This is a genomic window from Aliirhizobium sp. YIM B11859 (assembly GCF_057163345.1).
The window spans coordinates 57,974-68,724 of sequence record NZ_JBXHAY010000014.1; the positions used below are offsets into that span (position 1 = coordinate 57,974).

The following is a 10,751-nucleotide window of genomic DNA, read 5'->3' on the forward strand; positions in this document are numbered from 1 at the left end:
AAAATGTCTGACGAGAGGGGTAATGCCTTTAAGCGCCTCCATTACCTAGCATGCCTGGCTGATTCACGTTCTGGTGAGTTACCGTACCGATAGGTGGTGATCAGTCCCAACAGGCCAACCCTTAGTGACGCTTACCATCAAAGGATTTTCCGCGCTGGAGGCGCGATATGATGTCGAAAATCGCCGATGCCTCGGACGCTCTGAAGGCACTGATGACAACTCTTCAGCAGTTCAAAGCCCCAAGCTTTCAAATCGATAGTACTGCTTCACGCGCTGCCAGAACATCTGCAACGATGGCGCAACTTACCCGTCATTACGAGCCTGATCGTGTTCCTCCTTCCAGTAAGCCGAGCGCCGAGAGTAAGTAACGGGCTGCAAGATCGAGCCCTTGCTCTTCGGCTAGTCGCAACGCCGCGCGAGTATGAAGCTCGATATGCGCTTTGCCGGTCACGACGGGACTTGCAGATGCAACAACAACAAAGCCCGTATAATGTGACGGGGTGCCGTCAGAAAAGCGTAGACATCTACCAAAGGCGGTCAGTTCCCGGTATTGTCCAGATTGTTGAATAACGTAATAGGTTTCCGTGTAAAAGCTTCCTGTCGTTATTGCCTGATGGATTGCTTTTGCCAACCTGGGCCGATCCTCGTCACATACACGCGAAAGTATCTGTTCGATCGAAACACCTTCGTTCACCTCGTGGATGTCGATATTGAAGAGGCGACTGAACACTTCATCACCGTAGCAGCGGTCAAGTGAGAGGTTCCAAGTGTAAAAGCCGATTTCTCCAGATAGGTCAGGGCACTGAGATTTGTGCAGTAGTTCAGGATCTTTCCCCATAACGACTCACGCGAAAAGGTTGTAGTTTTGCTTGATACGCAATCTAACGCGTAATGGATTGCTTCAGGCAAGATCAAAATTTCATTCGGGCCAGTTGAGCAAGTTATGTACGATAACGTACATCCGGCATTTCCATCAGCCGCACAGGCGAGTTGGTTGAGATTCACTTTTCCCTCCGACGCTGGAAAACTTTACGGCCACTGGGTATTTGAGCTCGCGTCTTGGCTTGGGCGCGGCGACGACCTATATCCTACCCGAGTGCGAAGTCCGAACCAGGGGAACTCATTGCAGACTTCCAAAAGTTCTTATTGTAGAAGAATCTTGGCTGATCGCTTCCATCATCGCAGACGAACTGGCCAAAGTCGGATTTATCGATATTCACATGGTCGCTTCCGTGGAGGCGGGTAGATCTTGGCTTCGGGATAATATCGTCGGCCTCGTCGTGATGGATACGTGGGCCAGCGGCGTGAGTACGGCCGGGCTGGCCCGGTATTCGACGGAACTCGGAATAAGCGTTCTTCTTTGCACGAATGACACGGACAGCGAGATAATCTGCGATTTCAGAAGCGCCATCCGGCTTGGAATTCCTGCTTCGTTGGCTGGACGAGGCGAAGCCGGACGTTGTCGTTCTGCAGGAGCTGAAGGCGCCGGATGCGAAGTTTCCCGCGAAAGCTATCGAAGCCGCCGGTTATGGTGCGGTCTGGCATGGCCAGAAATCCTGGAACGGCGTCGCCATCCTGGCGCGAGGTCAGGAGCCGCAACTGACGCGCAAAGGTCTTCCGGGGGAGCCGGAGGACGAGCAGAGCCGCTTTATCGAAGCCATCGTGGACGGCGTTGTGATTGGCGGCCTCTATCTCCCAAACGGCAATCCCTATCCTGGCCCGAAGTTCGACTACAAGCTCCGATGGTTTCAGCGTCTGCACGACTATGCCGCCGAGTTGCTGGAGCTAGAGGTGCCTGTCGTCCTCGTGGGTGACTATAACGTCATGCCGACGGAGTTGGATGTCTGTAAGCCGGAGCGTTGGACTGACGACGCGCTGTTCCGCATCGAAGTCCGGGAAGCCTACCGAAACCTCGTCTCTCAGGGCTGGACGGATGCGCTACGCGAGATGCATCCCGGAGAGCGTATCTACACGGTTCTGGGACTATTTCCCGAATGCCTATGGACACGACGCGGGTTTGAGGCTCGACCATTTCCTGCTCAGTCCCGACCCTGCCGAGCGCCTGAAAAAAGCTGAGGTCGACAAGCATGTGCGCGGCTGGGAACACACCAGCGATCACGCTCCGGTGTGGATTAAGCTTTCCGATAAAAAGATCAAGCGGAGAAAACGAAATGAGTAATAACTGGCGAGATCAACTGCGAATTGGCTTGAAAAGCCTGCTGGACCAAGCGGTCGTTTCCGGCGTCAAGCAGGCCGATGTCTTCGACGCCGCGATCGAAGAAATCGAGCGTTTGCGGATTGCGAATGAACGCGATCCCGACCCTGCAGACGATGTGTCGGATGACGCTATCGAAGAGCCGGCAAATGACTGGCCGGCCGCTGGTGCCTGAGAAGGGAACGTGCGGCCGGCCGTGCTTGGGAACACAGTTGCTTAAGCAAACATGTTCTCGATTTCCCCACGCTGCAGCGCGTGTTTATCGGGGTTCTGCTGCTTCAGCTTTGCAAGATTGAGCAACTTCCACCGAACTGCCGGTAGGGCCGCCGCCTGTGGCAGCCCGATGGCGTCGAAATCTGGCTCCGTATCATGGAGAGTAAGCAGGAACTGCATCGCTTTATCATCGAGTCGGGCTCGAAGGTCATCTGTGAGCCGTGCTCGTGCCTCTTTGAGTTCGATCAAGCTGACAGGTTCGATGGTCATGCCTTCGAATTCTTTCACGAAGGCTTCTTCGAGTTCGGACAATGACGGCCTGATCAGCTCATGCGGAGGGCGGCCTGAGCTTGCGACGTAGATGAGGAAGGTGCGAAACAACGCATCGGTAAGCCCTTCGTTATCGTAGAGCAGCTTCACGTCGAATAGATCGCGCGGGTGCTGACGGTCCACGGCGGCATGAAGCTTGCCACCAAACAGATCCTCGAAAGACACGACCTGCATTTCGGCAAAACCGAACGCCTCGGCGACGCCATCCGTTACCGCCCGCAGTTCCGGAGGATGAACCGTTCCACGCGCGACCGGCGAGGTCTCGATCTTGATTTCGGTGGTGCCCTGCCGAACGAGCACCCGCGTGTCATTGTTGCCGCCGCCGGCGATACGCAGGACATCGACGCCACGCAGGTTTCTCAGCAGATCGTCGCGAATGCGGTCAAGCGCGGCGTCGATGCCGCTGAGCGTCGTGTTGCGATCCTCAATGGGAAGGTAGGTGAGGTCGATATCGACCGACAAGCGAGGCATGTCCCTGTAGAACAGGTTGATGGCCGTTCCCCCCTTGAGGGCAAAGACATCCTGGCGAGCGATGTAGGGCAACGTGCGGACCAGCAGTTCGACCTGCCGCATATAGCGATCACGCGCCATTGATACTCTCCTTTGGCAACAGGTCGGCTGGGACCGTTACGCGATAAACCGGGTGGAGCCTTCCGCCCGGGAGCAGCGCTCGATCGCCGCGTCCCATGTCGATTTGCGATCTATCGATATGCTTGAGCCACGCATGCCCGTGCTTGTCAGCATAGACGAAGAAAAGGCGTTTCACCTTCACGCTGCGACACTGGGTCAACAGCATCGTCAACATTTTCGGGCGCAGATTGACCAATCCCCCAAACACCATGTCGATGTTGTGAAAGCTCTCGTTCTTCGGAAGCTCATCCAGAACCTCCAGTATCGCCCGCTCTGCCGATGACATTTTGATAGGCCATCGCCACGGGCTCATGGCCAGTTCCTCATCTGGATCATCAGACAGGCTGAATTCGTTGTTCTCTACGCCGTTGTTCTCGTCGGGGAACAGTCCATGACCTCGTCGGACGAACCTGGCATCGGACGTCAATGTCATAAGCCAGTCTGGGATATCGGAGCCGTAGAGGTAGACGCGCGTATCGCCGCCGAGCTGGAGGTAATGGGTATGGCCACGCAATCCGAGCGCGGTCAGACCTCCAACGTGGAATGTATGTCCCATGATCCATTGCGCGGATAACAGGGTGATTTTCCAGCCCGTGACGGCTTGCGTCGTTTCTCTTGCCGAGAATGGGCGTCGGTAGACGCCTGTTGCGATCCGCTCGAGCCAACCCTGTTTGATATACGCCGATATGGATTGCCGTGAGATTGCATGGCGTGCCGTCCAGGCCGCATCGATGATGAAGCCCGGCGGAACCGATTGGATAAGATTTTTTAGCTTTGGCTTCCGCTGTTCATTCATAATGGACATCATGACACGAGTTCAAAGTGAACATCAAGTTTACTTTGAAGAATTTCGTTTTTGTCAATCAGAAATTGACAAAAATAGGAATTTCGAAGTCCCGTACCGGGCTCGTTGGCAGCGCCTTGGTCCTGGGGCATAAAACCTCCGCCCCAAAGTTTACTCCGCGCGTCGTTGCGTCTGATGCAATCAGTAATCACCTGGCTGGCACATCGAACGCTGTATCTGTGCCGATGTCTCGATTTGAAAGACGAAGCAGTTCCCTATTTTCACGTCATTCCGGTTGATGGCAGTTCGGATGATACGGACGAAGGTCAGTGCGGCGAGATCAAATACCACTCTGTTCCAACCAGTTGCGTTGCCAACCCAGCTCTTTTGTCTGGCATCCCTAACCCAGCCCCCTCCTTGGACGGTCAACCCGCAAGGGGTTCGCAGCTACTGCGACCTCTCTGGCTGCGCCGCCGAGGTGACCGCGGCCTGGCCTGGATCGAACGGGCGCCATCGAGCGGGGATGGCAATTATCTGATGAAAATTCATCTTGAAGGTCATCTTGGCTTCGCGTCGTTCATGGACGTCGGCAACAACATTTTCCTCTGACGATTTATCGAGTGAAGAACAATGACTTGAGGCAGCACAGCGTCGCGAACGGTTTTGGTCTATGAAACTAACTGACGCCAATAAGCCGCACAGAGCGGATCTGGCGGTCCGAGCGGACGCGTCGGGCTTTCGCGGTAGCCCTATGCACAGTACTCGGTCCAGGATCAACATCCGCTCAAAATCGGTTACGCCGGCAAATGCGGCAATGATCTTTTTGCCCGCCGGTAATGTTCATGGCAGCCCAGTTGACGCAACTTATGTCGCGAATGTTGAGCATTCGCAACAACCTTACGCGACATGGAAATCCGTGTAATCTCGTACCGTAACAAGTGTTGCACAAGCATAACATTCGCCGGTCGCACAGACAAACGTCAGGTCATGGCAATATCTTTCAATAGCTTAGTCAAATCGGATTACGGGCCAGCGGTTCTTATCCCTTCAAGACCTTCGACTGAGCATGACCTGGCGCCCTAGTTTTTGATTGCAGTCTCGCTGAGCCGGGAGCCGACTCGCGGCGTGTCGTTTCCTTCCTGAATCTCCTCGCGATTGAGCAACGTACCCTTGCGCTCAACGCCCCAGGCATAACCGGATAGAGTTCCGTCATTGCGGACAACGCGATGGCAAGGAATGGCGACCGCGATATTGTTCGCGGCGCATGCAGCGGCCACCGCGCGTGCCGCGTTAGGCGAACCGATGCGGCGCGCGATTTCGGAGTAGAACACCCGCTCGCCGGCAGGAATTCCCTGCAGGGCTTGCCATACCCGGCGCTGAAAAGCCGTGCCACGAACGTCGAGTGGCAGATCAAGGCCCATCCTCGGATTCTCGACGAAGCCACAGACCTGAGCGATCAACGCTTCGTAGTCCCGGTCCATGCCGACAAGGCGTGCTTTCGCGAACCGATCTTGAAGGTTGCGGACCAGGTCGTCCGGATCATCGCCAAGCAAAATTGAGACGACACCGTTGGCACTGGATGCAACGAGAATAGCGCCGAGTTGGCTAGCACCGACCGCAAACTTGATTTCTTCAGCGACTCCGCCTTCTCGGTACCGTGTCGGCGTCATGCCGAGAATTCGGTTGGACTTCTCGTAAAAGCGTCCGCTCGAATTAAAGCCGGCGTCATAGATCGCTTCGGTAACGCTCGAGCCTGACTGCAGACTGTCTTGAACCTTCTTGGCGCGGTGGCCTGCGGAATAGGCCTTAGGGGTCACGCCGGTTGCGGATTTGAACAAGCGGTGGAAATGGCTGGGGCTACGATCGAGGGCAACCGCCAGATCGCTTAGCGATATTTCCACCTCGCTCTTCTCGATCAGGCGGCAGGCTTTGGCTATGAGAGTAGCATTTTCGGAGCCACGCGCGGGGCCATCGGGATTACAACGTCGGCAGGGCCGAAAGCCGGTGGCACGCGCGCTCTCGATCGTATCGTGCAGAGAAACGTTCCTGGGATTTGCCGTGCGAGAAGGGCAAGACGGTCGGCAATAGATGCCTGTCGTCATTACGGTGTACCAAAGCTTGCCGTCAGCGGCCTTGTCGCGGGACACGATGCGTAACCAGCGAGGGTCGTTCTCGACGATAAGCCCAACCGGGCGAAGGGATGTGGCTAAGTGGATGTTCATAGTAATGATCTCTCTCTCCAGATGGATGTCGGCTGAATATGCCTGCGATCCACGCCGGTTGCGCTCCGATCCTTGCTCTCTAATCGAACGAAAACCACCCGATTCTTGCTTAGCCCCGATTACGTGCTGCCGCGGGGTTCATCGGGCTTGTCCCAAGGAGGTGGTGAAAGGTGCTTGAGCAGCCAGTCCGAAAACGCGCGTGTCTTGCTCGGCATGCCAGCGCGGGCCGGCGTGACGACGTAAACGCCACCGGGGTCGTCAAGCTGCCAGCCGGCGAGGACCTCGACCAAACGACCCGCTGCCAGCTCACGGCTGACATACCAGTCCGACGTGTAGAGGATGCCAAGGCCACCGACGCAGGCATCGACCAGGAGTTCCGCGTCGTCAGAAGCAGCGACCGCACGGACCGATATCTCCGTTATCCCTCCTGCCGCCTTTTTGAACCTCCAGCGATAGGGGTCATTCCTAGCGGTAGGAACAAGGCATGCATGATCAAGAAGGTCCTGAGGCGTTCGCAGTGTCGGGCTTCGCAGGAGATAGGAGGGAGACGCGCAGATAATGCGCTTTCTGTCCGCCACCTTACGCGCGATCAGCCGTGAATCTGGCAGGTCTCCCAACCGCACGGCAAGGTCGTAACGTTCTCCGATGAGATCGACGAAACGGTTCGTCGCTTCGATATCCAGCGTGACGGCGGGGTATCGCTTCATAAAGTCGACGATCAGAGGTGAAAGCCAAAGCTTTCCGAAATTGCCTGGAAGTGAAATCCGCAAATGACCGCGCGGCTCGCCATCGGCGAAACCGGTGACATCGCGGTCGGCGGCCTCCAGGTCGGCGACGATCGGCTTTATCTTTGCCAGATAGGCGTGACCCGCTTCAGTCAATGCCAGCTGCCGCGTAGTCCGTTCCGCCAACCGCACGCCAAGGCGTGCCTCAAGCGCCTGCAGTCGTCGCGAGATGACCGTCGGGTCTTTTGAGAGACGACGGCCCGCAGCCAGAAACGACCCCGTTTCGGCGATCACTATAAATGCCACAAGGTCATCGAGATCGAAGGAAGGATATTGCTGCATGGTTCGCAGTTATCATCTGCAATTTGCATATGTTCAAGAGCTTTTCGCAGCAATGTAAGTGATGGTCAGGCTTCTCAAGGAGATCTGAACATGAAAGCAATACACCTCACCGGTCCATCGTTCGAAGGCCTGACGATCGTGGATCTTCCCGAGCCGCGGGTTCCCGGCCCGGGCCGCATTGTCGTCAGCATGATGGCTGCGAGCCTTAACTTCGCGGACCTTGCCGTAATTACCGGCAACTATCCTGGGGTTCCGTTCCCAATTATACCGCTGGCGGATGGCGCTGGCGAAGTCGTTTCGGTGGGAGAGGGGGTGTGGCAGGTCAGGGTTGGTGACCGCGTCATCACGCCACCGAAGTCCGAGTGGGTGGCTGGCGCACCGACCTCGGAACTGGCATCTCCGATGCGCGGCGCGACGATCTCGGGGAGCTTACAACAGTACGCGAATCTGAGCGCCAACAGTGTTGTGAAGGCGCCAGATCATCTGAACTGGAGTGAACTCGCATCGCTTCCCGTTGCTGCCATGACTGCCTGGCGAGCGCTCGAGGCTGCCTCGGTTGGTCCGGCTTCGACTGTGGTCGCCCTTGGTACTGGCGGTGTCTCCATCCATATCCTGCAACTGGCGAAGGCGCGAGGCGCCCGCGTCATCATCACCTCGTCATCCGATGCAAAGCTTGAACGTGCCCGTGCGCTCGGGGCAGATCTTGGCATCAATTACAGGGCGATGCCGGATTGGCACGAAGCGGTTCTTGCCGCGACCGACAATGTCGGCGCCGACTTCATTCTCGACCCCGTCGGCGGCCAGGATTTCCAGAAGACCATCGCCGCCGTGCGTCACGGCGGGTACATCAGCCTAGTCGGCTTCCTCGGTGGCGCCGGCGGCTCTCTCGATCTCCTTCCGGTCATCTTCAAGGAAATTCGCGTACAGGGAAGCAATGGCGGATCGGTCGCCGATCTGCGCGCTGCCATCGCTGTCATCGACAGACATAGGATCCGTCCTGTCGTCGATCGAACTTTCCAGCTGGCGGAGTTGGTCGATGCCTACAAGCTGATGGCTTCGGGCGGCCACTGTGGGAAAATAGCTGTCGACCTGGATTGGTAGTACGGCCGGCAAGTCAGCTCTGCGGAATGCGGCGCAAATCCAAAGCATCCAGATTCCCGGCGTGTCAATGCCGACAGATGTCGACGGGAACAGCGTCGCGTCCTACGCCATCTGCGACCTTCGATTCCAGAGCAGGAAACGGAGTTCGCGCCTGATCGGTCGATAATATGAGTGTCGCTGTCAAAACTTAAGGAGCCATCATGATCGACCCCCATGTCACTATAGAACCATCGATCCTCTATCTCGGAACGCCGGTCGTTCTGATCAGCACGCAGAACGAGGATGGAACCGCCAACCTTGCACCGATGTCTTCCGCATGGTGGCTCGGCTGGCGTTGCATGCTTGGCCTACAGACCGCCTCCAAGACTCCACAGAATATGATCCGCACGGGCCAATGCGTACTCAATCTGACGTCGCCGAAGCAGGCGGATGCTGTAAATAGGCTTGCGCGGCTGACAGGTACGGAGAAGATCCCTGAATTGAAGCAGAGGCTCGGTTATGCCTACGAGCCTCGAAAGTTCGAGGTCGCTGGCCTGACTCCGATCCCTTCGCAAACGGTCGACCCGCCGCGCGCCTTGGAATGCCCCATCCAACTTGAGGCCGTCGTCGCCGCGCGTCACGGCATCATGGATGACGATCCACAGGTCGCTGGCCTGATCTCAGCGTTCGAGGTCCGCATCACCCGCGTCCACGTCCATCCGAGCCTGCTCATAGAGGGGCATGAAAACCGGATAAATCCCGCCCGGTGGCAGCCTCTCATCATGAATTTTCAGAAGCTTTATGGCGTCGATAACAGGGAGATCGTCCCATCCCGCCTGGCTGAAATTGAGGAGAAGCAATACCGAATGCCGGATGTCGATCGGGCGCGGGAGGTGGCGCCGAAAGTTGCCACGTGATCGCCGGGCGCCCTCGTTAGAATTCGGCGCGAGGGCGTCATTCGCATTGAAGTCGGCAATGATTCAATACCTGGGCAATCAGGCCGTCCAAATGCGATATTCCGAGATATCTCGGCGCTCCTTAGCAATTTGGCGCCGCTGAGAGCGCGTTGATCCAGATGTGCCCAGGATGGTGGATCTGAAGCAAATTGAGCAGATCAGCGCGCTCACGGTCTGTCAGCTTCGGCAGCGCTGCATCGAAATCTTGCTGGTCCTTGTCCCGGAGATATCTCGCCTTGAACAAAAGAACGAGGTGTGGTGCCAGGTAGGGAATGCCGCTTGCATTTCTCTTTACCGCTGCAAGCCTTGGCATCCGCAACGAAGGATCTCGCTTGTACACCCAGGTGTTTTCGTCACCACGTTCTATCATCATATCGACACGCCAAACATCCTGGTCGCAACCCCATAGCTGCCAGATGTCAGATTCGATCGGCGCTTCATCAGATTGGTATTTTAAAACACCGTCTCGGACATTGTAAAATCGAAGACCTGCCAGCATGAGCCGGCATTCATCGGCTTGCTTTTGCAGTACGGTAAACTCCAGATCTTCGTGAGTCCTGGTTTGTCGCCCATGCCAAAGGTCGAGCGCCCAGCCTCCGACAACCGACCAGATGAGATCTGAACTTCCAATGCGCTCATAGAGTTCATCGGGAGACCAGCGGCTCCAAGCTTCTTCTCGTGGGACTTGGATGTTGTCGGCCTTCGTCATATGGCTCCTAATCGCGGCAAACAGGCAAATTGGCAAGCCCTGATCTGCTGGAAGCGAGGGCCGGTCGCCGCCATCGCCTGAAACCACGAAAGCCGTTTTGCCGCCTAGGGGAGGCAAAGATGCAATCGGACCTTGATGAAGGAACCGCAGAGCTTTCTGATGGTTGCTCCTCTATGTCATTCGCAACGAAGAGGAGAGCGACATGGGCAAGACTGGCGAACATCCTGAGCAGGATCCTGCGGAGGGATCGCGCGAAACGATCGAGCGCGACCTTAAACGGCAGGAGGAAAAGCAGGCCGATAGGAAAGAAAGCGACGCTCGCGACAAGCCCGAGACATCCTCCCCAGGTGCAGAGGCGGCCGAACCGTCGCCGGAGAGTTAAACATATTCCTACACCGAGCCTGGACGGTGACCACCTTGAACCTCCACGCGGTCGAAGCGTGTGAGCAAGTTGATATAGGGAGAGATGAAATGCCGGATGACAGAACGACGACGATCATAGCCTTCTTCGAGACACGCGCAGCCGCGGATCTTGCAACCGAGCA

11 protein-coding genes and 1 pseudogene are annotated in these 10,751 nt (G+C 56.6%); 6 read left to right on the top strand and 6 right to left on the bottom strand.

The features are described 5' to 3' along the window. Positions 1–313: 313 nt before the first annotated feature. The gene (locus AC2GXZ_RS29740; protein WP_483762869.1) at positions 314–838 is read right to left on the bottom strand and encodes a PAS domain-containing protein; all 525 of its coding nucleotides are present in this window, start codon (positions 836–838) and stop codon (positions 314–316) included. A gap of 557 nt (positions 839–1,395) precedes the next feature. On the opposite strand from AC2GXZ_RS29740, the pseudogene xth reads away from it, so the two are divergent. Both xth and AC2GXZ_RS29750 read left to right on the top strand, forming a co-directional pair. Continuing rightward, positions 1,396–2,179, top strand: a pseudogene (xth, locus tag AC2GXZ_RS29745) (exodeoxyribonuclease III). Next, positions 2,172–2,390, top strand: coding sequence for a hypothetical protein (locus AC2GXZ_RS29750; RefSeq protein WP_483762870.1), 219 nt, complete (start codon positions 2,172–2,174; stop codon positions 2,388–2,390). The pseudogene xth and the gene AC2GXZ_RS29750 overlap by 8 nt, the downstream one beginning before the upstream one ends. 41 nt (positions 2,391–2,431) lie before the next feature. Here AC2GXZ_RS29750 and AC2GXZ_RS29755 read toward each other — a convergent pair whose 3' ends face one another. Both AC2GXZ_RS29755 and AC2GXZ_RS29760 read right to left on the bottom strand, forming a co-directional pair. Beyond that, positions 2,432–3,349, bottom strand: coding sequence for a nucleotidyl transferase AbiEii/AbiGii toxin family protein (locus AC2GXZ_RS29755; protein ID WP_483762871.1), 918 nt, complete (start codon positions 3,347–3,349; stop codon positions 2,432–2,434). Next, positions 3,339–4,184 carry a type IV toxin-antitoxin system AbiEi family antitoxin domain-containing protein gene (locus tag AC2GXZ_RS29760; protein ID WP_483762872.1) on the bottom strand — a complete coding sequence of 282 codons (846 nt, stop codon included), beginning with the start codon at positions 4,182–4,184 and terminating at the stop codon, positions 3,339–3,341. The genes AC2GXZ_RS29755 and AC2GXZ_RS29760 overlap by 11 nt, the downstream gene beginning before the upstream one ends. 183 nt (positions 4,185–4,367) lie before the next feature. On the opposite strand from AC2GXZ_RS29760, the gene AC2GXZ_RS29765 reads away from it, so the two are divergent. After that, complete coding sequence (locus AC2GXZ_RS29765; protein WP_483762873.1) at positions 4,368–4,781, top strand: hypothetical protein; 414 nt, start codon at positions 4,368–4,370, stop codon at positions 4,779–4,781. 470 nt (positions 4,782–5,251) lie between these two features. On the opposite strand, the gene ada is transcribed toward AC2GXZ_RS29765, so the two are convergent. Then, a complete protein-coding gene (gene ada, locus AC2GXZ_RS29770) occupies positions 5,252–6,394 on the bottom strand; it encodes a bifunctional DNA-binding transcriptional regulator/O6-methylguanine-DNA methyltransferase Ada (protein WP_483762874.1) in 1,143 nt (380 codons plus the stop codon). A 119-nt stretch (positions 6,395–6,513) separates the two neighbouring features. Next, positions 6,514–7,461, bottom strand: a complete 948-nt coding sequence (locus AC2GXZ_RS29775) for a LysR family transcriptional regulator (protein ID WP_483762875.1) — start codon at positions 7,459–7,461, stop codon at positions 6,514–6,516. Between the two features lie 90 nt (positions 7,462–7,551). Between AC2GXZ_RS29775 and AC2GXZ_RS29780 the strand changes: the two genes are divergently transcribed. Then, positions 7,552–8,562: a zinc-dependent alcohol dehydrogenase family protein gene (locus tag AC2GXZ_RS29780; RefSeq protein ID WP_483762876.1), complete on the top strand. Its 1,011-nt coding sequence runs from the start codon at positions 7,552–7,554 to the stop codon at positions 8,560–8,562. A gap of 200 nt (positions 8,563–8,762) precedes the next feature. Further along, a complete protein-coding gene (locus AC2GXZ_RS29785; RefSeq protein ID WP_483762877.1) occupies positions 8,763–9,458 on the top strand; it encodes a flavin reductase family protein in 696 nt (231 codons plus the stop codon). Positions 9,459–9,579: 121 nt separating this feature from the next. On the opposite strand, the gene AC2GXZ_RS29790 is transcribed toward AC2GXZ_RS29785, so the two are convergent. After that, a complete protein-coding gene (locus AC2GXZ_RS29790; RefSeq protein WP_483762878.1) occupies positions 9,580–10,206 on the bottom strand; it encodes a nucleotidyltransferase domain-containing protein in 627 nt (208 codons plus the stop codon). 202 nt (positions 10,207–10,408) lie between these two features. Between AC2GXZ_RS29790 and AC2GXZ_RS29795 the strand changes: the two genes are divergently transcribed. Further along, positions 10,409–10,588 carry a hypothetical protein gene (locus AC2GXZ_RS29795; protein WP_483762879.1) on the top strand — a complete coding sequence of 60 codons (180 nt, stop codon included), beginning with the start codon at positions 10,409–10,411 and terminating at the stop codon, positions 10,586–10,588. Positions 10,589–10,751: the final 163 nt, after the last annotated feature.

What these genes read in the sequence shown, in the direction of transcription:
- AC2GXZ_RS29740 (WP_483762869.1), bottom strand. Translation starts at nt 838, where the DNA reads ATGGGGAAAGATCCTGAACTACTGCACAAATCTCAGTGCCCTGACCTA.
- AC2GXZ_RS29750 (WP_483762870.1), top strand. Translation starts at nt 2,172, where the DNA reads ATGAGTAATAACTGGCGAGATCAACTGCGAATTGGCTTGAAAAGCCTG.
- AC2GXZ_RS29755 (WP_483762871.1), bottom strand. Translation starts at nt 3,349, where the DNA reads ATGGCGCGTGATCGCTATATGCGGCAGGTCGAACTGCTGGTCCGCACG.
- AC2GXZ_RS29760 (WP_483762872.1), bottom strand. Translation starts at nt 4,184, where the DNA reads ATGAATGAACAGCGGAAGCCAAAGCTAAAAAATCTTATCCAATCGGTT.
- AC2GXZ_RS29765 (WP_483762873.1), top strand. Translation starts at nt 4,368, where the DNA reads ATGCAATCAGTAATCACCTGGCTGGCACATCGAACGCTGTATCTGTGC.
- ada (WP_483762874.1), bottom strand. Translation starts at nt 6,394, where the DNA reads ATGAACATCCACTTAGCCACATCCCTTCGCCCGGTTGGGCTTATCGTC.
- AC2GXZ_RS29775 (WP_483762875.1), bottom strand. Translation starts at nt 7,461, where the DNA reads ATGCAGCAATATCCTTCCTTCGATCTCGATGACCTTGTGGCATTTATA.
- AC2GXZ_RS29780 (WP_483762876.1), top strand. Translation starts at nt 7,552, where the DNA reads ATGAAAGCAATACACCTCACCGGTCCATCGTTCGAAGGCCTGACGATC.
- AC2GXZ_RS29785 (WP_483762877.1), top strand. Translation starts at nt 8,763, where the DNA reads ATGATCGACCCCCATGTCACTATAGAACCATCGATCCTCTATCTCGGA.
- AC2GXZ_RS29790 (WP_483762878.1), bottom strand. Translation starts at nt 10,206, where the DNA reads ATGACGAAGGCCGACAACATCCAAGTCCCACGAGAAGAAGCTTGGAGC.
- AC2GXZ_RS29795 (WP_483762879.1), top strand. Translation starts at nt 10,409, where the DNA reads ATGGGCAAGACTGGCGAACATCCTGAGCAGGATCCTGCGGAGGGATCG.